The following is a 20869-nucleotide window of genomic DNA, read 5'->3' on the forward strand; positions in this document are numbered from 1 at the left end:
TTATGTCGGCGTCACCATTCAATGCTCATCGCCCGCATAGATCCACATGGGTTCTGTTTTTCCGGCGCGAACAAAACCCATGGATTCGTAGAACGCGATGGCCTTGCCGTCCGCTGTCAGCATTTGCTGGTGAAACCCCGCGTATTTTTCCAGCATGGCCGCCATCATCTTTCTGCCGACGCCCTGGCCTTGCGCCATCGGATCGACGAGCATGTGCGCAAAGTAGACAACCAGATGGCCATCGGAAATGGCATTGCCGATGCCAATCAATTTGCCATCGGCGCGGGCCGTCACCAGGCTGTGGGAATTGCGCAGCGCGGCCATCAGCTCTTTGGGCTTTTCCGCGGACGACCAGTGATTGGCCTTGTAGAGGGCTATCACTTCTTGCTCAGCGATCACATCATTCATGGAAATTTGCATCGGCACGGCCTTCTTTATGGACGACGCTGACCTTCGCAATGGGAAGGTCCAAGCGTTTCGACAACATCAACATCTATTGTATCGATCCACGCCGCACCAGTTTCACAGCGCACTTTCACAGTTCATACACGCCCATGCTCCAGTAGCGGCTGCCTTGCCTGTTGCGGGCAAGCCAACCCAATGCCTGCAGCTCCTTGCCGATCAAACGATTCATGATGCCATGTCCGACCAGCAGCACAGGCCCCTTGGCGGCAAGCGCGACAAGCCGCTCGGCGGCAGCCCTGGCGCGCCGCCGGGTGAGCGTGAACGAATCCGAGCCGCGCGCATAACCGCAAAGCCAGAGCAGGCGAAAAATCGCTGCCCAAGCTTGAGGCGGCAACCAGGGTGCTTTCCAGAGCGCAAAGGGAAGCCCGGCCTCAATAAAAATCGCCTCTTGCATGAACGGCAATTCGCCCAATGCCCTGGCAGATGAGCATGCCCTGGGCGCCGTGCTGGCCACGATGGTCGACGCGGCAAGTGCTGCCACAGGGCACGCCACAGGAATATCGCCCTCTTTGATCAGCGATTGATCGTAGAGATCAATCCACTGCCCCATTTGCATGGGCGCTATCCAGCCGCCCTTGGCGAGTTGCGGCTCGCCGTGGCGCATCAATGTTATTCGCATGTTCAGTTACGTCGCCTCACCCAATTATCAGCCTGCCTCATTGCCCCGGCCGCTCCCAGCCAGCACAGCCGCAGTGAACAATGTTTGCCCTGCGGCAGAAAGCACGGATAATAGCGCCTAACTCATAAGCACAGTATTGGATTACCTCATGGAAATTAAAGTCAACTTTCTCGACAAGCTGCGTCTCGAAGCCAAGTTCGATGATTTTACGGTCATCGCCGACCAGCCCATCCGCTACAAGGGTGATGGTTCGGCGCCTGGCCCGTTCGATTACTTTTTGGCATCGTCGGCCCTGTGCGCTGCCTACTTCGTGAAGTTGTATTGCGATACGCGCAATATTTCCACCGAAAACATCCGCCTGTCGCAAAACAATATCGTCGATCCGGAAAACCGTTACCAGCAGATTTTCAAGATCCAGGTCGAGTTGCCGGCCGATATCTCGGCCAAGGATCGCCAGGGCATCCTGCGCTCGATCGACCGTTGCACGGTGAAAAAAGTGGTGCAAACGGGCCCTGAGTTCGTCATTGAAGAAGTCGAGAACCTGGACGCCGATGCGCAAGCCTTGCTGGCCCTGAATCCGGCCCCTGGCGCGAATACCTATATCGTCGGCAAGGATTTGCCGCTGGAACAGACCATCGCCAATATGTCGGGCCTGCTGGCGGGCCTGGGCATCAAAATTGAAATCGCCTCGTGGCGCAACATCATTCCGAACGTGTGGTCGCTGCATATCCGCGACGCGCATTCGCCCATGTGTTTCACCAACGGCAAGGGCGCGACCAAGGAAAGCGCGCTGGCGTCGGCCCTGGGCGAGTACATCGAGCGCCTCAGCAACAACCATTTCTACGCGGGATCGTTCTGGGGCGAGGACATCGCCAACGCGGCATTTGTCCACTACCCGAACGAGCGCTGGTTCAAACCGGGCCGCAAGGATGCGCTGCCGAAGGAGATACTCGACGAGTATTGCCTCGACATCTACAATCCCGATGGCGAGCTGCGCGGTTCGCACCTGATCGACACCAACTCTGGCAATACGGAGCGCGGCATCTGCTCGCTGCCGTATGTGCGCCACTCCGATGGCGAGGTCGTGTATTTCCCGTCGAACCTGATCGAAAACCTGTACGTCAGCAATGGCATGAGCGCCGGCAATACCCTGGTTGAAGCGCAGGTGCAATGTCTGTCGGAAATTTTCGAGCGGGCCGTCAAGCGCGAAATCCTCGAAGGCGAAATCGCCCTGCCCGACGTGCCGCAGGACGTGCTGGCGAAATACCCGGGCATCCTGGCCGGCATCGCCGGCCTGGAAGAGCAAGGTTTCCCCGTGCTGGTCAAAGATGCGTCGCTGGGCGGCGTGTATCCGGTGATGTGCGTCACCCTGATGAACCCGCGCACGGGCGGCGTGTTTGCCTCGTTCGGCGCGCACCCGAGCCTGGAAGTGGCGCTCGAGCGCAGCCTGACGGAATTGCTGCAGGGCCGCAGCTTTGAGGGCCTCAACGACTTGCCGCAGCCGACGTTTGCCAGCGAAGCCGTCACCGAGCCGAACAACTTCGTCGAACACTTCATCGATTCGAGCGGCATCGTCTCGTGGCGCTTCTTCAGCGCCAAGGCCGATTACGATTTTGTCGAGTGGGATTTTTCCGGCCACGGCGAAAATTCGAATGCCGAGGAAGCGGCGACCCTGTTCGGTATCCTCGCCGGCATGGGCAAAGAAGTCTACACGGCCGAGTACGACCAGCTGGGCGCCACGGCCTGCCGTATCCTCGTGCCCGGCTATTCGGAAGTGTATCCGGTCGAAGATCTGATCTGGGACAACACCAACAAGGCGCTGCTGTTCCGCGCCGACATCCTGAACTTGCATGGCCTGGACGATGCCAGCCTGGAAGACTTGTTCGACCGCCTGGAAAACAGCGAGCTCGACGAATACGGCGACATCGCCACCCTGATCGGCATCGAGTTTGACGAAAATACCGTGTGGGGCCAGCTGACGACCCTGGAATTGAAGCTGCTGATTCATCTCGCCCTGCAGCAATTCGAAGAAGCGAAAGAGCTGGTGGAAACCTTCCTGCAGTACAACGACAACACGCTCGAGCGCAAACTGTTCTATCAAGCCTTGAACGTGGTGCTGGAAGTGGAACTCGACGACGAACTGGAGCTGGACGACTACGTCGTCAATTTCCGCCGCATGTTTGGCAACGAACGGATGGACGCGGTGCTGGGCTCGGTGGACGGCAGCGTGCGCTTCTTCGGCCTGACCCCGACCAGCATGCAACTGGAAGGCCTCGACCGGCACCAGCGCCTGATCGACAGCTTCAAGAAGTTGCATGCGGCGCGCGCCAAGGCGGCGGCCACAACCCGTTAAAGTCACGCGCACGGGCCGGCGCGGCAGCTCGGCAGGAACAGTTGCGTCAGCTCCAGCAGAAACGGCAGGAGTAAAACCGTGCGCATCGCTCAATTGGCCCGGACTACGGCTTTGAGCGGGCTCGCCCCGGCCGAAATCGACTCCTGCCTGCGAATTGGCAAACCCGAGGCTGAATAAATCCCTTGCTGCGAACTTTCTCCAGATTGCGATGACAAACCCATATCGCAATGAGAAACGGAGCATACCCATGGATAAGCAACTGAGCGACATCGCCACCGCCCCGCTGACGGCATCGGCCTTGCCGCCGCCAGCTCGTTTGACAGCCGAGTTAGGGGCCCAGCTGCAAGAAACAATACTGGAAATCGCGGCCCGAACCGAACTGGCACGTTACCGCTGGCTCGACCGCGGCGTCGCGCCAGCAGGCTACATCAAGGGCATGGCCATGGCATTTGCCAAGGCATACCTGAACTGGAGCAAGGGCGATACCATTGCCGTGACCATGGCCGCAGCCGCACATGGCAACGACGACAACGATGCGCTGGACTGGTATGACGAGCAATTCGCGGCCCTGGGCATGCAGAATGACAAGGATGGCGCCGATACCCTGCGGCATCTGTATGTCCTCCTGACGGGCCTGGGCATGCGCGAAAGTTCTGGCCGCTATTGCGAAGGCCGCGACAGGAGTGCCCGCAATATGGCGGCAGACACGGCGGAGGCGGGGCTGTTCCAATCCAGCTATAACCTGATAGGACACTCGGCCCTGATGCGCCAGCTATTCGCCTCGTATGCGAACTCCACGGAACTGCTATCGGTCTTCCGGGAAGGCGTGCATTGCAAGCCTGACGAGCTGGAAAATCATGGTACGGAAAAGGCTGGCCTGGCATTCCAGCAACTCTCCAAGTCCTGTCCCGCCTTCGCCGTCGAACTGGCGGCGCTCGGGCTTCGGCTCAGGCGCCGCCTATGGGGCCCCATCAACCGCAGAACCGTGGAACTGCGCGCCGAATGCGACTCGATGCTGTTGCAGGTACAGCATGCGGTGAAGCAGTCCATGCAATAGAGGCGGGCAGCGGCCAACATGGGCGCATCCGATCAGCCGCCCGCCAGCGCCGCGATCTCTTTCTGCATGTTTTCAATGGCCCGCGCGTTGTACTGGTCGGCGAAATACGCATCGCCAAACAGCTGGCCCGCCTGCGCCTTGGCGCTCAGGTGCTGCAGGGCCAGGCCCCGCTGCTCGTTGAAGCGCACGGGGTCCACGTGCGCGTATTCTCTTCCGATGGCTTGCGTGTAGGCTTGATACACCTCTTCATCTTGCCCCAGGATGGCCAGGTCGGCGCTGAGCATGGCGTCCTTCAGCGCGTGGCTGATGCCGGGTCCCTGGAAGTGGTCGGTGGCGCGTATCAGTTGCGCCACATCAAGGTTGTCGCCCGCATCGAGGCCGCTGGCCAGCCACAGCTGGGCACTCGCCTCTTCGCTCGAATACAGGGCATCGTCGTCGTGGCTGTAGACGGCGTCGTGGAACCAGAACGCTTTCTTGACCAGCGCGCTGTCGCGCTTGGGCGCAAAGGTATTGTCGGCCCACACGCGGATCTCGGACAGGCCGTGCACCAGGTGGTCGAGGTTGTGATAGTGGCGGTCCGCACCGCCATATGCCTGCGGCCCCGTCAGGTGCGCGAACCAGTGATCCGCCAGCGCGATGTCCGCTGGCGAGGCGGTGGCGTAGTTCCACAGCGCCTCCCACTCTTTGCGCAGGCAGTCGAGTATCCACGCCTGGTAGGCGGGGCCGGGGACGAATTTCTTCATGGTCCAGTTCCAGCCCACGGGGCCTTCCAGCGCCTTGACGAAGCTGGAGCTGACGGAACCGAGGTCGCGCGGCGGCATCACGAAGATGGTCTTGGCGCCCTGCAGCACGTCCACATTGGTTTGCTGGATCAGGTTTTCATAGTCGAAATCGGCCGTCGTGCGGATGCCGCGGATCAGGTAGTCGCAACCATGCTTTTTCGCCGCGCGCGCCGTGTAGTCGCCCTTGACGATGACCACCTGCACATTGTCCCAGCCGCATTCGCGCGCGCTCTGTTCGATGATGCGCTTGCGGTCTTCGGCGGGGAATTGCGGCTTCTTGGCGGGGTTTTGCGACAGGAACACGATCACCTCGTCGGCGAGCGAACGCGCCTCGCCGATCACCCACATATGGCCGTTGGTGATGGGGTCGAGTGTGCCTGAAAAGCCGATCTTCTGCATGCTGCGCTCCGTTTGCTTGATTGCTTATTGCGCAGACAATATATGCCAGCGGCGCGCGCGTCAATGCAACATGCCAAAGATCATGATCAAAATATTATTTTTTCACGGCTTGCGGGAATTCCACGCGCACGCACAGGCCGCCCAGGCGCTCGGATTTGTCCAGCACCAGGCGCGCGCCATGGCGCTCGGCGATGGCCTTGATGATGGCCAGCCCCAGGCCGCTGCCGTTGGCGTCCGTGCCGGGCACGCGGTAGAAGCGGCTGAAGACGCGCTCGCGCTCTTCGGGCGGAATGCCGGGGCCGTTGTCTTCCACCGACAAGGTCACGCCGACGGGGCTGGCGCGCAGGTCGATATCGACCGTGCCGCCCTGCGGCGTGTACTTGATGGCGTTGTCGACCAGGTTGCGCAGCATGATGTTGAGCGCATCGGCCTGCCCCGCCACCTTGGCCGGGTCCATGTGATGCAGGCCAAGGTCGATCTTGCGCGCCTGCGCAATGCCGGCCATGTCGCCCAGCGCGCGCTTGACGACATCGTTCAAGTCCACCGCCTGCAGCTGGTCGCCGCTGGCGGCGCTCGCTTCCTGGCGTGCCAGCACCAGCAGCTGCTCGACCAGGCGCGTGGCCCGCTCGATGCCGGCGCTCACGCGACTGATTGCCAGGCTGCGTTTTTCTGCCGACTCGGCCCGTTCCAGGCTCAATACTTGCAGCTTCAGGGCCGCCAGCGGCGTGCGCAATTCATGCGCGGCATCGGCAACAAAGTGCTGCTGCGCATCGAACGCCGTTTTCACACGCCCGAAGAGCAAGTTCAGCTCATGCACCAGCGGGCGCACTTCGTCGGGCAAGCCCGCTTCCGAAACGGGAGATAAATCGTCCGCCTGGCGCGCCGCCACCTGCTTGCGCACGCGCGAGACGGGCGCCAGCGAACCGCTGACGACCCACCAGACGACGAGCATCAATATCGGCGCCATCAGCGCGATGGGCCCCACCGTGCGCAGCGCCAGGCTGCCGGCCATGCGCTTGCGCACGGCCATGTCCTGGGCGATCTGCACGGTCTGGGAACTGGTTTGTACGGAAAAGATGCGGTAAGTCGTGCCGTTCGCCTTTACATTCGAAAAGCCCAGCACGGCGCGCTGCGGCAGTTCCGCGCGCGTGATCGAGCGGAACACCTGCACGCCGTCCGGCGTCCACACCTGCACCACCATGTCGTTGTTGACGGGGTCGGCCGGCAAGGCTTGCGCATGGTTGGCCAGCGGCGCGCCGGAGCGCAGCGACAGGGCCATCTGCTGCATGTGGTAATCAAAAATCTGGTCGGCGTCGTACAGGGCGCTGCGGTAGGCGATCGACGCCTGCGCCAAGGCCGCCATGATGATGGCCGCCAGCAAAAACCACAGCAGGCGGCCGCGCAGCGAATGCGTCACCGTGACCTTCATCCTCATGCCTTAGGCACCATGTAGCCGAGGCCGCGCACGTTCTGGATCAAGTCGCTGCCCAGCTTCTTGCGCAAGCCGTGGATATACACTTCCACGGCATTGCTGTTGACTTCATCCTTCCAGCTGTACAGTTTTTCTTCCAGCTGCGCCCGCGACAGCACGATGCCGGGACGCGCGATCAGCGCTTCCAGCACGGCCCATTCGCGCGCCGACAGGTTGACGGGGTGGCCCTCGGCGATCACTTCGCGCGTCAGCGGATTGATGGACACGCCCTGGTGCTCGAAGATCGGTTCCGGCCGCCCCGAGGCGCGCCGCAGCAAGGCGCGTATGCGTGCCAGCAATTCATCGAGGTCATACGGTTTGAGCACGTAATCGTCGGCGCCCGCGTCGAGGCCCGCGATGCGCTGCTCGACGGCGTCGCGCGCCGTGGCCACGAGGACCGGCGTGTCGAGTTTGCGCAAACGCATCGAGCGCAGCACGTCGAGTCCATCCTTGCGCGGCAAGCCCAGGTCCAGCAGCACCAGGTCATAGGTCTGCGTCTGCAGGGCCGTATCGGCCATGTCGCCATCCTTGACCCAGTCCACCGCGTAATGCTCGGCGCGCAGCAAATCGAGCACCACCTCGCCGATCATCGTATCGTCTTCTACCAGCAATAAGCGCATGGCTGCTCCTTGTTCAATTTTTCACCCCAAAGGCGAAAAACCGGGGTCGAACCCTGAGGGTTCGACCCCAGTATTTGCCCTTGGGTTTGCTTCTTCATTAACCTAAACGTACGGGAATAAAAATCTTGTCGGGTCCCCGCTGTATCAGCAAGGCGACCGACTTGGCGGATTTTTCCACCACGTCGCGCACCTGCTCGACCGTGTTGACGGGACGGCCATTCACCGACAATAGCACGTCGCCCGGCTGCACTCCGGCATTCGCGGCGGCGCCGCCCGCGTCTTCCACCAGCAGGCCGGCGCTGATGCCCGCCTCGCGTTTTTCATCCGATTGTAACGGACGCAGGGCCAGGCCCAGCTTTACCTTGCCGGCGGCGCTGTCGCTCTTCGCCACTTCGGCCACCTTGTCGGCCGCATTGCCCAGGGTTGCCGTCAGGCTGACGATCTTGCCGTCACGCCAGACATCCATGCTGATCTTGTCGCCTGGCAAAGAGGTCCCCACCAGCGCCGGCAAGTCGGCCGAGCCGATGATGCGCTGGCCATTCACCTTGCGCACCACGTCGCCGGACTTCAGGCCCGCCTTGTCGGCCGGGCTGCCCCGCTCCACATTGGCGACCAGCGCGCCTTCCGGCGTGGCCAGCTTGAACGAATCGGCAAAGCCCTGGTTGACTTCCTGCACCGTCACGCCCAGCTTGGCATGGCTGGCCTTGCCTGTGGCCACGATCTGATCCTTGATGCGGCCGGCCAGGTCGATGGGGATGGCGAAAGACAAGCCCTGGAAGCCGCCCGTCTGGCTGTAGATCTGCGAATTGATGCCGACCACTTCGCCGCGCGTGTTGAACAGCGGGCCGCCCGAGTTGCCGGGGTTCACCGCCACATCCGTCTGGATGAACGGTACATTGCTGTCGTCCGGCAAGGAGCGGCCCTTGGCGCTGACCACGCCCGCCGTGACCGTGCTGTCGAAGCCGTATGGCGAACCGATGGCCAGCACCCACTCGCCCACTTTCAGGTCGCTGGAATGGCCGAGCGGCACGATGGGCAGGTTGTTGGCGTCGATCTTCAAGACGGCGATATCGGTCTTCGGATCCGTACCGAGCACCTTGGCGCGGAATTCGCGGCGGTCGTTGAGCTTGACGGTCACTTCACGCGCATCGCGCACCACGTGGGCGTTCGTCATGATGATGCCGTCGGGGCTGACGATGAAGCCGGAGCCGAGGCCGTGCGTGGGCACGTCGCGGCCGCCGCGCTGCCCGCCTTGCGGACCCTGGAAGCGGCGGAAGAATTCGAAGAAGGGATCGTTGCCGAAATCGTCATTGCCAGCCTGGGCCGAGGGGTCGTAGGCCACCTTGGTGCTGCCCGTGACGCTGATATTGACGACGGCCGGGCTGTTGCGCGAAGCGATCTGGCTAAAGTCGGGCAAGGCCACCAGCGGCGAGGCAGCGGCAGGCGCGACAGTGGCGGCCACGGGTGCTGCGGCGGCGGCCGCTGCGGCATTCGCGCCAGCATTGTTCTGATGCACCACCATGGCGCCACCGGCGCCCAGCACACCGATCGCGGCCAGCGCGGCTACGGTGCGTTTGATTTTCAGGGATGCGGTATTCTTTTGCTGTTCCATGAATTGCTCCTCATTCAATGAGATTTTGATGTATGCAATAGTGGGCCACGAGTCTTAGGCGGTGCTTAACATTTTTCCATTTGGAAACAGGCATTTGCGCCTTTAAGCAGGGTTTAATCTTGCCTGCCGCACGCATGTCGCATGGCGATCAAGGAGGCCCCGAACGGGCTCCGGACGTGACACTGGCCGGATCAACCGGCCAGTATTTTACTGCATGGAAAGAGCCTGCCTGGGCGCCGGAGGGGCGCCGGGGTCGGCTCAGATCAGCTCAGATCAGGCTGCCTGGCGCTGTTCCAGTACGCTGACGGTATCGCCGCCGCTGCCGATCTCGATCTTGCGCGGTTTCAGCGCTTCCGGCACTTCACGCACCAGGTCGATGGTCAGCATGCCGTTTTCAAACGTGGCGCCCGTGACCTTCACGTGGTTGGCCAGCTGGAAACGCTGTTCGAAATCGCGGGCAGCGATGCCGCGGTGCAAGAACGTGCGCTCAACGCCATCTTTCTGCTTGCGGCCCGTGACGTGCAGGGAGTCGCGTTCGGTGATGATGTCGATCTCTTCGCGCGAGAAGCCGGCCAAGGCCATCACGATGCGGTATTTATCTTCCGACACCAGTTCGATGTTGTACGGTGGGTAGCTCGGTTGCGCATCGGCGCGTTGTTCGTTGAGCAGCTGTGCCAGGCGGTCAAAGCCAATGGCGGAACGATACAGGGGAGCAAGGTCAAAAGTACGCATGATAAATATCCTTTTCAAATGAAGCGATAAGAGGGGCGGACCTCACCATGAGCATCCGCTTGTTACCAATCTAAGGACGATCAAGCGGCCTTCAAGGCCTTGAAATTGGCGAAAAGCACCCCAGACCTCGCGAAATTTGTAAGAAATTTTTACAAGCTCCTTCCAAGGGGATTTTGCATGGCGCCCCCCATGCGGGGCCGGCTTTTGGTGTATGCTGGCGGCATGAATAATGACACCGACATCCAGCTCAGCGGCCCCTTCAAGGCCACCGACGGCTCCGGCCGTGCCCACGACATCAAGGCCATCCGCATCTTCGACGAAGGCTACGGCATCATCGACGTCTACGTCGATTTCGCCGCCCCGCTCGAAGCGGGCGCCTACAAGGACAAGACCCTGGTCGGCCACATCCTGGCCCGCCTGCGCAGCCTCGGCTACGTTGGCCCCGACTTCGGCCATGGCGACCTTGGCCTGCAAGACAAGAAACTGATCGTTCTGGAAGCGCCCGAGGAATTTTCCGCCTTTGCAATCAGTAAAGGCTGGAAGGATCTTTCGGCCGAGTTTGACGAAGACTGATCCTTTACCTTTTCAGCCAAAACGCCGCGTCTGTATTTGCAGAGGCGGCTTTTTTTTAGCTAAAAAAGTAATTCAATGCACAGGAAGGCAATACTAGTACAGTAGAATCACCAGGCATTCTTGTAATATTCAAATTCTTGAAGGAGCCTGGCTATTTCATCAGAAAATACACAGTCCGTGACAGCATTTCGCCATCAAGCTGTCGCTGATCGCCAGGTTGACGAGCTCATCGGCATAATCAAAGGCGTACTTGCAGATAACGTGGTCACGCAAGGCGAAGTGGAGTTTCTGTTAGCTTGGATGGAAGCCAATCGTAAAGTGGCATTGCTCTGGCCAGCCAAAGCCTTGTATCCACGTCTGGCTGCTGCGCTTTCTGAGGGCGCCATGCAATCAAACGATGCCACGGAAATACTCATCCTATTGAGAAACACCATCGGTAGCACAGTTATTCCAGACACACATGATCCCTCGGCGCAACCGAGTACACGTTTGCCGATAAACAACAATTCTCCCGTCACATTCAAAGGGAAATATTTCTGTTTCACAGGAACATTTCAGTCTGGTACACGCTCGTGGTGTCAAGCACAAATCGAGCAACGTGGCGGCATCTGCCTGAATGGGATCACCAATAAACTCAATTATCTAGTGGTTGGTGTCACCGGCAATGAGAACTGGCTGCATTCGACGCATGGCAGAAAAATAGAAAAAGCGATTGCATATCAGGAGTCAGGTTGCGAACTCACCATTCTGAGCGAAGAGCATTGGTATAGCCACTTGCACAACGTAGAATCTGCTGTAAGTGTGTCAGAGGGCATTACAGTCGCCACAACTGTAAATACAATCGCCATTGCAAATGACATCATCCCCATCATTACGGGGGAGGGAAAGTTCGGCATCGAGGTGGCAGGAGTATTTACGCATCAGGAACAAATAGCCAGAAGCATCATTACCTATGGTGAAGAGTTTGCCAGCAATAGCTTACCCGCCCTTCTGCGCCGGCATCCCGATGGTGCGATATCGGTAGAAATGTCCGGCAGTATCACTGGTTACCTGTCCAAGTACATTGCCCGCGATTTTCACGCCGCACTCGTCGCTGGCGACCTGAACGAATACTCAGTATTTGAATGCTGTGCCCGCATCCTATTACACAATGGCTTGTATCAGATATGGCTGGACCTGCCTGAAGATGAATAAAAGGCAGCCAACCATTAATCATGCATGGAGGTAAAACAACCTCATGCCTTAAACCTCGCAGTCATCAGCCATCGATTGCTTGCGTTAAATAGCGCGCACTCCACGCGGCAATGACGTTGGCGACATACGCCGCGTCATCGCGCCCCGTCAATAAATGGTCGGCATCGTCGAGCGAAACGAAGCTTTTCGGGTGTTTGGCCGCCGTAAAGATATCCATCGCATTCGACAGGCTCACCGTCGTGTCGTTCGGCGCGTGCATCACCAGCAGGGCTCGGCGCAGGCCGGCGATGTGTTCCTTTAAACTGTGGCTGCCCGCGTCGTCGACGAATTGCTGGCGGATGCGGAAAGGCCGCCCTTCCAGCTGCACCAGCGCTTCGCCCTCGGCGGCGATTTTCTCCAGGTGGTCGCTGAACATGCGCGTCACGTAGGCGGGCGTGCTCGGCGCGGCCAGGGTGGCGATGGCAGTGGCTTCCGGCACTTGCGACGCGGCGGCCAGCACGGCGGCGCCGCCCAGGCTATGGCCGATCAGCAATTGCGGTGCGGCGTGCCTGGCCCGCAAAAAGTCGGCGGCGGCGACCAGGTCGTCCACGTTCGACGAGAAATTCGTGGCGGCGAACTCGCCTTCGCTGGCACCGAGTCCCGTGAAGTCGAAGCGCAGCACGGCGATGCCATGTTCCGTCAAGCCTTGCGCGATGCGCCGCGCGGCCAGCACGTCCTTGCCGCAAGTAAAACAGTGGGCGAACAGCGCGTAGGCGCGGATGGCGCCGTCTGGCGCATCGAGGCGCGCCGCCAGCACATGGCCGTGTGCGCCGGGAAAATCTTGCCGGGTGGATTTCATTGTCTCAGATCAAAGCTGCCGCGCAGGGCGGCCGATGGCGCATTGTAGCGCCGCCCGGCCACTGCCTGCGTTAATCGCGCTTAGGAATATTGACGCCTTTGGCAACGGCAGGCCGGGCCAGGAAAACATCCAGCACGCGCCGCACGTTCGGGAAATTGCCAAAACCGACGAGGTCGCCTGCGCCATAGAAGCCCACCAGGCAGCGCACCCACGGGAAGATGGCGATGTCGGCAATCGTGTACTGCTCGCCCATGATCCAGTCGCGGCCCTGCAGGCGCTGCTCGAGCACGCCCAGCAGGCGCTTGGCTTCGCCAAGATAGCGCTCGAGCGGACGCTTGTCTTCGTAGTCCTTGCCGGCAAATTTATGGAAGAAGCCCACCTGGCCAAACATGGGGCCGATACCGCCCATCTGGAACATCAGCCATTGGATCGTTTCATAGCGCAGGCCCGCGTCCTGCGGGATGAACTTGCCCGTCTTTTCTGCCAGGTACAGCAGGATGGCGCCCGACTCGAACAGGGCCAGCGGTTTGCCATCGGGACCGTCCGGGTCGAGGATGGCGGGAATCTTGTTGTTCGGATTGAGGGACAGGAAGGCGGGCGACAGCTGGTCATTCTGCTCGAAGCTGACCAGGTGCGGCTCGTACGCCAGGCCCAGCTCTTCCAGCAGGATGGAAACCTTGATGCCGTTCGGCGTGGGCAGCGAATACAGCTGCAGGCGCTCGGGATGCAGTGCAGGCCATTTTTGGGTAATGGGGAAGTCGGAAAGCTGTGTCATGGATATCCTTTGTTTCAATGAAAGATGCGGCACCGGGAAGCCAGTATAGCCAAGCATGGCAATTTCAGCAGGACAGCGCATTCAGCCAAACAAGCCATGCAAAAACCAGCGCGGCGCGGCGTCTTCCGCGCTGCCGGCGATGCGTTCGCGGTAGACCCAGTAATGGGCGTGGTCGAGGCCTTCGGCAATAAAATAATCGCGCGCCTGCGACTGGCCCCACCAGCCCGCTTCGATGCGCTCGGCAACGGACACCATTTTCAGGGGCGAGCCATAAAACGGCCGGTGCTCGCGCATCAAGAGGGCGATGGGCTGGGCCAGCAGCCAGCCGGGACGGGGCATGCCGGGCAAGCCGGGCGGCAAGTCCGGCTGCGCGATTTTTGCTCCTGGCCTGGCCGGCAGCGGCAGCCACTGGTTGGCCGCTTCGGGGCGGTAGTCGGCGCGCGGTGCGGCCTGCAAGACATTCTCGCTCCCCAGGCGCGCCACCAGCAATTCCAGCAGGCGCTGGCGTTCCTGCGGCGTGCCGCCCGGCTCGGGGAACAGGCTGTCGCTGGGCGCCGCCATCGGCTGCACCTGCAGCGCTTCCAAGGTCAAGCCGATGACGGGCGCCTCCAGCGCCAGCTGCGCCAGGCGCTCCTTGAGCAGGCGCACCAGGTGCTCGTCGCGCCAGACGGCCTCGCCCAGCGCCAGGTCGATGACGGTGGGCGGGCGCGCCACCCTGCCCCGCTCGTGCGCCAGCAGCAATTGAATGCGCTCGACGGCGAATTGCCGCGCGCATAGCCAGCCCGTCATTTGCTGCAGCAGGCGGCGCGCGCCGAACAGCAGCGCGTCGGCGTGCTCCACGCGGTCGAACAATTCCAGGCTGGCGCGAAACGTGGGCGGCGCCTCAATCCACACGCACAGTTCCGTGCTGTGGCCATGCGCATCGTCGAGCATGGCCAGCAAAGCCCCGCCGCAGCGGCGCTGCAAGCCGGGCCGGGGCAAGTGGCGCAGCTGCCCCAGGGTGCGGCAACCGATGCCCTCGAACCAGTCCAGGTAAGGGCGCGCGGGCGGCAGCAGAGCGCACGGCAGGCCGTCGAGGCGGCGGGTGAGGCTCTCCATGCCCAGCACGCGGCTCCGGCGCGTGCCGGCGCGCGCCAGCAGCCAGGCGCCGCGCGCTGTGGGAGCGCACGACAGCTGGGCCGTGTAGCCGAGCGCGCGCAAGCTGGCCGCGATCTGCCGGCACAGGGCGCGCACGCCGCCAAACAGGCGCAGGCTGGCGCCCGCGTCGACCAGCAGGGTCGCTTCCTCGCCTTGCGCCACCAGCGGCGAATATTGCAGCAGCGCCAGCGCCACCGCTTGCAAGGCTTGCGCTTCCAGTTCAAGCGAGCGCTCGTGCAGGCGCGCCTGCGGCGCCAGCATCAACGCACCGGCGCGGCGCATGCCAGGCCGGATGCCGGCGGCCAGCGCCAGCGGCGACACGGCCATCACTTGCTCCTGCTCCAGCACTACGCCCAGATGGTCAGCCGACCAGCGCGGGCAAAACACTTCGAGCGGGAGCCGGGGCAGGCACAGGCCGATCCAGAGTCGCATGGCGTGGCAATAATGAAGGAGGTTGCAGGGGCAGGAACAGGGGCGCGTCGCACTGCGGTCCCCGGCGCTTGATGAAGCCGATCTCGATGCCGCCGGCGGCCGGGCGCACGGACAGGCGCAGCGGCGCCGGCGACGCATCCTGCGCGCCGTGCAGCGGGCGCAGCATGCAAAACAGGGTGTTGCCGCCTTGCGCGGCCAGGTGCAGGCGGCGCAGGCTGTCGGCGCGCACGTGCTGCTGCCAGAACAGCAAGGCGCCGCACGTACCGCTGCGCAAGATGTTTTCCGCCGCCCACAGGGCATCCTTGCTGCCGGCGCTTTTGAGCCACAGCAGCTGCGACGGCGCCAGCCCCTGTGCCACCAGGGCCAGCGCCTGCGGCGGATGGGGCGGCTGCAGCAGCACGATGGGCAAGCCCTGCAGTTGCGCCAGCGCGGGCGCCAGCAGGCGCAATTCGCCGCTGCCCGCCTGCTGCACCAGCAGGTCGATGAGACTGCCGCTGGGCCAGCCACCGCCGGGCAGCTGCGCGGACAGGGCGGCAAAGCCCGTGTCCAGGCAGCGCGTGGCGCCCTGCCCCAGCTGCGATGCGCGCCATAAAGACGGGTGCAAGGCTTCCGGCGAGGCCATCAATTGAGAATGTTGCATCATTGAATAGATAGATGAATACTGTATGCATATACAGTACTATCCAGCCCCGCTTTTGGCAAGGTTTATCTCACTGCCGCTACCGCAGGGGCCGCTCCGCCATGTCCGAAAAACCCCGTTTTTGGTATCGATTGCTGTACCATAAGCACTCTCCTTACCGCTCGGCAATGCACCGGGTGGCTTCCTCCGTTCATAAGGAAACGCATTTGACCACCATCCAAATCATCAGCGCCATCGTCTTCGGCCTTGCGCTCATCCACACTTTTGCCGCCAAGTCGTTTGAAACCTTGTCGCGGCGCCATCCCCGCCATGCGGGCCTGCTGCACTTGCTGGGCGAAGTCGAAGTCGTGTTCGGCTTCTGGGCTTTCATCCTGATCATTATCATGGCCTTTGTCTCGGGCAGCGATGCGGCCATCGAGTATGCCGAGTCGCGCCATTACACGGAGCCGCTGTTCGTCTTTGTCGTCATGGTCGTGGCCGCCTCGCGCCCCGTGCTCGACGCCGTGCAGCGCCTGTTGAAAAGCGTGGCGCGCGTGATGCCGCTGCGCACGGAACTGGCCCTCGTCTGGCTGGGTCTGGCGCTCGTGCCGCTGACGGGCTCATTGATCACGGAACCGGCCGCCATGACCCTGGCCGCGCTGATGCTGGCGCCGCAAATCTTCCGCCCGGGCATCCCTGAATGGCTGAAATATGGCGCGCTGGGCGTGCTGTTCGTCAACGTTTCCATCGGCGGCACCCTCACTTCGTACGCGGCGCCGCCCGTGCTGATGGTGGCCACCACGTGGAACTGGGACAGCGCCTACATGGCCAGCCATTTCGGCTGGAAGGCCGCCATCGCCGTACTCGTCAACGCCACGGGCGTGAGCATCCTGCTGCGCAAATACCTGCACAGCAACACTTCCGACATCAAGCCGAAAGCGGGCGAGGTGGAAGCACCGAAAGTGCCGCTGGCCGTCAGCCTGGTGCACATGATCGTGCTGGCCGGCGTGGTGACACTGGCGCACCATCCCGTGCTGTTCATCGGCCTGTTCCTGTTCTTCCTCGGCTTCGTGCAGGCGTATGAGCGCTATCAAAGCCCGCTGATCCTGAAGGAAGGCTTGCTGGTCGGCTTCTTCCTGGGCGGCCTGGTGGTACTGGGCGGCATGCAGCAATGGTGGCTGCAGCCCATCGTTTCCAGCCTGAAACCGCTGGCCCTGTTCTTCGGCGCCCTGGGCTTGACGGCGATTACCGACAATGCGGCCCTCACTTACCTCGGTTCGCTGATCGTCGGCATGACGGACGAAGCGAAATACATGCTGATGGCCGGCGCCGTGGCCGGTGGCGGCCTGACCGTCATCGCCAATGCGCCGAACCCGGCCGGCGTGGCCCTGCTGCGCCGCGGTTTCAAGGATGAATCGATCGGCGCCGTCGGTCTGCTGGCCGGCGCCCTGCTGCCAACGGCCGTGTCTGCCGTGGCCTTCCTGGCCCTGTAAGCCTCATCACGGGGCGGTTGCCGACCGCCCCGCTACCCTTCAGCATCCTTCCTCAGTTACCCTCATACACGAGAAAATGCAGCCGGTCATAGAACAGGCTGTAGGCGTAGTCGAACGTGCCCACGCTGCGAAACCCCTTGTGCAGATACACTTGCAGCGCTTCGCTCTTTTCCCACACCGTCAAGGTGATGCGCGCACAGCCCTTGCGGCTGGCCAGGTCGCGGATTTCATGGAACATTTGCCGGAACAAACCCTGGCCCCGGTATTTCTCGTCGATGGCCAGGCTGCTGACGAAACAGTCGTCGGCGCGCGCATGCGCGAGCACGAAGGCGTCATACGCATCGTCAAGCGCCTTCATGTCGTCGCGATAATATGACACGGCGCCGCAGGCCTGGAACTCGTCCATCGTCGCGGCCGTGAAAAAGCCGATGAAACGCCCGTCCTCGTCATGCAGGCCGTGGATGTGTTCCAGATACGGGTCGATATTTTGCCGCCGCTGCAATTCGACAAATTGCAGATTGAGTTTGTTGCCGAACGAGCAGTATTCAAGGTAGCTGGTGGCAAACAGCAGTTTCGCCATGCGGTTCTTCGTCTCGTCGTCCAGCAATTCGCCCGCCACCAGCGTGAGCGGCGCATGCGACAGCAAGTCCGCCTGCGCCTCGTCGCCTGGCGGGGGCGCATCGCCGGCGGCCGGCATGCGGCTGCCGTGGCGGCCCACCGTCGGGCGCCAGAAATTGCCGGCGGTAATCTGCTGCGAACGGTGGGCCAACAGGTAGCGGCAAAAGACGGCATTCACGCGGTCCAGCTGCGGGTCGTCCGACAGCACCGAGTAATAGTGAAAATGATCGATGTCGGCCCGCAGCTGGGCCGCATACGCCATGCGCGGCACTTCCTCGATGTCGAACACGTCGACGATGTCGGGCAGGCGCAAAGGATCATCGAGCCGCCAGTCGATGTCGTCGAGCCTGGCGACGCAGCGGGCATATGCGCGCCGTTCCTCGTCGCTCAAGGGGACGTGCATGTCGGTAATGATATCGTCCAGCAGGCGCATGCCGCGGATGCCGCCCGCCACCGCTTCGCGCGCGCCGTCATATAACACGCAATAGCGCTGGTAGAACTCGGCATGGCTGAGCAGGGTCACGCCCAGGTTCTTCTTCCATTCAGCATAGAACTGGCCAAACAGCTGCGCCTCGAATTGCGGGCAGGAACGGGGAACCTGCGCATCGATACCCGCATAGGCGAGGTTCACATTGCGCTGGATCACGCGCAGCGCCGCATCGTTCTTCTTGGCGATCAGCATGCCCGTTTCATCGAGAAACAGATTCATCCAGCTGACATGCCGGCGCTCTTCTCCCTCGCCTTCCCTGCGCTGGAAATAATCGGGCACTTCCGGCTTCATCAGGAAAATCGTCGCCGGATTATGCGGCACCGTATCGACATCCATATACATGCCGCCGTATTCGCACATGATGAGGATGCGGAAATAATCGGACAAGGTGGCGAAGTAGCGCTGCGTATGCAGGGTATCGAGGATGCCGAAGCGGGCCGGCGCGAAATCGAGCGCCAGCGCGCGCAGCGAGTTGATATGCAGGGTCGTGCCGCCGATGGCGTAGCGGCCTATCGTGTAGCGCCCGGCGCCGCCCGTGGGGCTGAAGCGCTCGTCATTGCGCAGCTGCTGCGCATCCCACACCCACAGGATGGAGACGTACGGCGCGCCGCCGTTGTAGCGGACTTCCTCCAGCGCCGCGCCCCACTGCCAGATCGCTTCGGAAGCGATGGCCGGCAAGGGGCCGCCCATCCAGATGCGGTGCAGGTAGCGCTCGTCGTCACCCAGCGCGCGCGTGGGGATGCAGCTGAGAGAGGAGCAGCTTGCCGCGTTGAAATGGTTGAAGTTCAGGGCGACGAAGCTGCGCAAGGCCGCGATGCCCGCCTGGTGCTCCACGGCCAGTTGCTCCAGGTCGCTGCCAGCGGGCCGGACATCGGCCAGGGTGATGTAATCGAGTTTCAGCCGGTTGATGCGGAACTCGTATTCGAGGTTGAAAATCTTTGCTTGATCGTGTTTCGAGGCCAGGTCATCTATTTTCATGGGCGCACCATTTTCCGCAGGAGAGTGTCAATGAACTTCGCAGGAGGTAAAACAAGGTCGAGAACAGGCGCATCGCTGCGCCTTCAGTGCCGGGCCAGCCGCACCCCGCTTTCCCGGCGCCCCGCCATGCCCCGCGTAAACAGCAGCAGGCAGGCCGTGATGACCACGATGACGGGAATATTGAGCAGCGCATACGTTTCCAGCGCATAGCCGAAGCGCTGGCACAGCACGTTGTACAGCTGCAGCCAGGCGGACAGATAAATGCAGTACAGCAAGCTCATGGCGGCCGTCGTCAAGGTCATCGACTCCTTGCTGGCCGTGATCGCGCTGCGGATCAGGGCGCCATTGAACAGGCCAAAGCCGATGGAATAGACAAACATGCAGGCGGCAAACACGTCGACGTGGTGGCGGCCCGCGCCGGCGCCCAGCATGCCGGCGGCTGCGATCAGCCCGCCCAGGCGCAGCAGGGAAACGAGCGGAAAATCCTGGCGCAGGCGCTGGATGGCGATGCTGCTGAGGACAAAGCCCGACAAGATCACGCATTGCAGGGCGATATACGTGGCGTACGAGGCGCCCATTTCCTGCAGCACGAAAATAGGCGAAAAACCGATCCAGGCCGTCAAGGGCACAGTGGCCAGCCCGGCCGTGAACATGCCGAACATGAAGCGCCCGTTGCTGAAAATGGCGACATAGCTGCGCACGATGGCGGCCAGGTCCGGGCGCATGACGGCCAGGTCCGGGCGCATGACGGCCGGCGCCGCGCGCGGCATGGTCTTGAACAGGCCCAGCAAGGACAGCAGCGCCAGCAGGCCAGAGAGGAAAAAGACGTAGCGCCAGTCCAGCCGGCTGATGATGGCGCTGCCAAGGATGGGGCCGGCCAGGGGCGCGAGGATGGTGGTGCTCGACAGGATGCTGCTGAGCTTGACGGCGGCCATGTCGTCGAACAGTTCATGGATCATGGCATAGCCGACGAAAATGAAGCAGCAGCCCATGCCCTGGATGAAACGGGCGACGAGAAATTGCTCGATCGACGTGGAAAATGGCACGGCCAAGGTGGCCAGCAGGAACAAGGTATTGCCGGTCAACACGAGCTTGCGCTTGCCGATGGTGTCGGCCAGCGGCCCCAGGAAAATCTGCAGGGAACTGCCGCCCAGCAGATACAGGCTCAGGGACAGGGGAACGAATTTTTCCTTTGCCTGGAACTCGCCGACGATGCCCAGCATGGCCGGCATGATCATGTCGTTCGACAAATAAATATTCAGTTCAAAGACGAGGAAAAACGCAAAGAACCACAGCAACTGCTTGGACTTGATGGACATGGCGCGTTCCGTAACGTGGGTGGCTGCCGTCAGTGCGTATCTGCCGTCGGGGCATGGGGCGGCAGACACGCTCACACTGAAAACGTGTACCAATTGTATACCAGTTCGTATTTTTAGCGCCTATTTTTGTAATTTTTAAATACCGAAACAATACCACTTTGCAAAATTCATGCTGCTGCGACATTGGGAAATCTGCGCTGGAAAGGGCGCGGCCAGCGTGCCGGCGCGCGGCAGCAGCCCTGTGGGGGAAAGGAAGAACGATGCGTACCAGTGCCCGCGCACCGTTGCGGCGC

General features: G+C 61.7%; 18 protein-coding genes. 5 read left to right on the forward strand and 13 right to left on the reverse strand.

Going from position 1 to position 20869, the window contains the following annotated elements; all coding sequences use genetic code 11:
* Positions 1 to 18: 18 nt before the first annotated feature.
* Both FG13_RS12255 and FG13_RS12260 read right to left on the reverse strand, forming a co-directional pair.
* Positions 19 to 408 carry a GNAT family N-acetyltransferase gene (locus tag FG13_RS12255; RefSeq protein ID WP_200880278.1) on the reverse strand — a complete coding sequence of 130 codons (390 nt, stop codon included), beginning with the start codon at positions 406 to 408 and terminating at the stop codon, positions 19 to 21.
* A 127-nt stretch (positions 409 to 535) separates the two neighbouring features.
* Positions 536 to 1069 (reverse strand): histidine phosphatase family protein, encoded by a 534-nt coding sequence (locus FG13_RS12260; protein WP_035821212.1) that lies wholly within the window; start codon positions 1067 to 1069, stop codon positions 536 to 538.
* A 163-nt stretch (positions 1070 to 1232) separates the two neighbouring features.
* On the opposite strand from FG13_RS12260, the gene FG13_RS12265 reads away from it, so the two are divergent.
* On the forward strand, positions 1233 to 3437 hold the full coding sequence (locus tag FG13_RS12265) for an OsmC domain/YcaO domain-containing protein (RefSeq protein WP_035821215.1): 2205 nt from the start codon (positions 1233 to 1235) through the stop codon (positions 3435 to 3437).
* 247 nt (positions 3438 to 3684) lie between these two features.
* The gene (locus tag FG13_RS12270) at positions 3685 to 4494 is read left to right on the forward strand and encodes a hypothetical protein (protein ID WP_051958974.1); all 810 of its coding nucleotides are present in this window, start codon (positions 3685 to 3687) and stop codon (positions 4492 to 4494) included.
* A gap of 32 nt (positions 4495 to 4526) precedes the next feature.
* On the opposite strand, the gene coaD is transcribed toward FG13_RS12270, so the two are convergent.
* The 5 genes from coaD to FG13_RS12295 form a co-directional block, all read right to left on the reverse strand.
* Complete coding sequence (gene coaD, locus FG13_RS12275) at positions 4527 to 5675, reverse strand: pantetheine-phosphate adenylyltransferase (protein WP_035821218.1); 1149 nt, start codon at positions 5673 to 5675, stop codon at positions 4527 to 4529.
* A 94-nt stretch (positions 5676 to 5769) separates the two neighbouring features.
* Positions 5770 to 7104, reverse strand: a complete 1335-nt coding sequence (locus FG13_RS12280) for an ATP-binding protein (RefSeq protein ID WP_035821221.1) — start codon at positions 7102 to 7104, stop codon at positions 5770 to 5772.
* Between the two features lie 2 nt (positions 7105 to 7106).
* The gene (locus tag FG13_RS12285) at positions 7107 to 7766 is read right to left on the reverse strand and encodes a response regulator (protein ID WP_010400558.1); all 660 of its coding nucleotides are present in this window, start codon (positions 7764 to 7766) and stop codon (positions 7107 to 7109) included.
* A 97-nt stretch (positions 7767 to 7863) separates the two neighbouring features.
* Complete coding sequence (locus tag FG13_RS12290) at positions 7864 to 9378, reverse strand: Do family serine endopeptidase (RefSeq protein WP_051959604.1); 1515 nt, start codon at positions 9376 to 9378, stop codon at positions 7864 to 7866.
* 273 nt (positions 9379 to 9651) lie between these two features.
* A complete protein-coding gene (locus FG13_RS12295) occupies positions 9652 to 10110 on the reverse strand; it encodes an Hsp20 family protein (RefSeq protein WP_035821223.1) in 459 nt (152 codons plus the stop codon).
* A gap of 222 nt (positions 10111 to 10332) precedes the next feature.
* On the opposite strand from FG13_RS12295, the gene FG13_RS12300 reads away from it, so the two are divergent.
* Both FG13_RS12300 and FG13_RS29005 read left to right on the forward strand, forming a co-directional pair.
* The gene (locus FG13_RS12300) at positions 10333 to 10683 is read left to right on the forward strand and encodes a hypothetical protein (protein WP_035827997.1); all 351 of its coding nucleotides are present in this window, start codon (positions 10333 to 10335) and stop codon (positions 10681 to 10683) included.
* Between the two features lie 177 nt (positions 10684 to 10860).
* Entirely contained in the window at positions 10861 to 11877 is a 1017-nt protein-coding gene (locus FG13_RS29005) for a BRCT domain-containing protein (protein WP_051958975.1), read from the forward strand.
* Between the two features lie 64 nt (positions 11878 to 11941).
* Here the strand turns inward: FG13_RS29005 and FG13_RS12310 are convergent, their stop codons facing one another.
* From FG13_RS12310 to imuA, 4 genes are all read right to left on the reverse strand, one after another.
* Complete coding sequence (locus FG13_RS12310) at positions 11942 to 12715, reverse strand: alpha/beta hydrolase family protein (RefSeq protein ID WP_035821224.1); 774 nt, start codon at positions 12713 to 12715, stop codon at positions 11942 to 11944.
* Between the two features lie 70 nt (positions 12716 to 12785).
* Positions 12786 to 13490 (reverse strand): glutathione S-transferase N-terminal domain-containing protein, encoded by a 705-nt coding sequence (locus tag FG13_RS12315; protein ID WP_035821226.1) that lies wholly within the window; start codon positions 13488 to 13490, stop codon positions 12786 to 12788.
* An 81-nt stretch (positions 13491 to 13571) separates the two neighbouring features.
* Positions 13572 to 15059 (reverse strand): Y-family DNA polymerase, encoded by a 1488-nt coding sequence (locus FG13_RS12320; protein ID WP_081922548.1) that lies wholly within the window; start codon positions 15057 to 15059, stop codon positions 13572 to 13574.
* Positions 14989 to 15699: a translesion DNA synthesis-associated protein ImuA gene (gene imuA / locus FG13_RS12325; protein ID WP_035828001.1), complete on the reverse strand. Its 711-nt coding sequence runs from the start codon at positions 15697 to 15699 to the stop codon at positions 14989 to 14991. The genes FG13_RS12320 and imuA overlap by 71 nt, the downstream gene beginning before the upstream one ends.
* 206 nt (positions 15700 to 15905) lie before the next feature.
* On the opposite strand from imuA, the gene FG13_RS12330 reads away from it, so the two are divergent.
* Positions 15906 to 17171, forward strand: a complete 1266-nt coding sequence (locus FG13_RS12330) for a putative Na+/H+ antiporter (protein WP_035821230.1) — start codon at positions 15906 to 15908, stop codon at positions 17169 to 17171.
* A 52-nt stretch (positions 17172 to 17223) separates the two neighbouring features.
* Here the strand turns inward: FG13_RS12330 and FG13_RS12335 are convergent, their stop codons facing one another.
* Both FG13_RS12335 and FG13_RS12340 read right to left on the reverse strand, forming a co-directional pair.
* Positions 17224 to 19257 (reverse strand): GNAT family N-acetyltransferase, encoded by a 2034-nt coding sequence (locus FG13_RS12335; RefSeq protein WP_035821231.1) that lies wholly within the window; start codon positions 19255 to 19257, stop codon positions 17224 to 17226.
* An 83-nt stretch (positions 19258 to 19340) separates the two neighbouring features.
* Positions 19341 to 20576, reverse strand: a complete 1236-nt coding sequence (locus tag FG13_RS12340) for an MFS transporter (RefSeq protein WP_035821237.1) — start codon at positions 20574 to 20576, stop codon at positions 19341 to 19343.
* Between the last annotated feature and the right edge of the window lie 293 nt (positions 20577 to 20869).

Source organism: Janthinobacterium sp. RA13 (assembly GCF_000745325.1).
Lineage (GTDB): Bacteria > Pseudomonadota > Gammaproteobacteria > Burkholderiales > Burkholderiaceae_D > Janthinobacterium > Janthinobacterium rivuli.

Bases quoted from the DNA above. Each gene is read 5' to 3' on its own strand.
- FG13_RS12255 (WP_200880278.1), bottom strand. From the start codon at position 408: ATGAATGATGTGATCGCTGAGCAAGAAGTGATAGCCCTCTACAAGGCC.
- FG13_RS12260 (WP_035821212.1), bottom strand. From the start codon at position 1,069: ATGCGCCACGGCGAGCCGCAACTCGCCAAGGGCGGCTGGATAGCGCCC.
- FG13_RS12265 (WP_035821215.1), top strand. From the start codon at position 1,233: ATGGAAATTAAAGTCAACTTTCTCGACAAGCTGCGTCTCGAAGCCAAG.
- FG13_RS12270 (WP_051958974.1), top strand. From the start codon at position 3,685: ATGGATAAGCAACTGAGCGACATCGCCACCGCCCCGCTGACGGCATCG.
- coaD (WP_035821218.1), bottom strand. From the start codon at position 5,675: ATGCAGAAGATCGGCTTTTCAGGCACACTCGACCCCATCACCAACGGC.
- FG13_RS12280 (WP_035821221.1), bottom strand. From the start codon at position 7,104: ATGAAGGTCACGGTGACGCATTCGCTGCGCGGCCGCCTGCTGTGGTTT.
- FG13_RS12285 (WP_010400558.1), bottom strand. From the start codon at position 7,766: ATGCGCTTATTGCTGGTAGAAGACGATACGATGATCGGCGAGGTGGTG.
- FG13_RS12290 (WP_051959604.1), bottom strand. From the start codon at position 9,378: ATGGAACAGCAAAAGAATACCGCATCCCTGAAAATCAAACGCACCGTA.
- FG13_RS12295 (WP_035821223.1), bottom strand. From the start codon at position 10,110: ATGCGTACTTTTGACCTTGCTCCCCTGTATCGTTCCGCCATTGGCTTT.
- FG13_RS12300 (WP_035827997.1), top strand. From the start codon at position 10,333: ATGAATAATGACACCGACATCCAGCTCAGCGGCCCCTTCAAGGCCACC.
- FG13_RS12310 (WP_035821224.1), bottom strand. From the start codon at position 12,715: ATGAAATCCACCCGGCAAGATTTTCCCGGCGCACACGGCCATGTGCTG.
- FG13_RS12315 (WP_035821226.1), bottom strand. From the start codon at position 13,490: ATGACACAGCTTTCCGACTTCCCCATTACCCAAAAATGGCCTGCACTG.
- FG13_RS12320 (WP_081922548.1), bottom strand. From the start codon at position 15,059: ATGCGACTCTGGATCGGCCTGTGCCTGCCCCGGCTCCCGCTCGAAGTG.
- imuA (WP_035828001.1), bottom strand. From the start codon at position 15,699: ATGCAACATTCTCAATTGATGGCCTCGCCGGAAGCCTTGCACCCGTCT.
- FG13_RS12335 (WP_035821231.1), bottom strand. From the start codon at position 19,257: ATGAAAATAGATGACCTGGCCTCGAAACACGATCAAGCAAAGATTTTC.
- FG13_RS12340 (WP_035821237.1), bottom strand. From the start codon at position 20,576: ATGTCCATCAAGTCCAAGCAGTTGCTGTGGTTCTTTGCGTTTTTCCTC.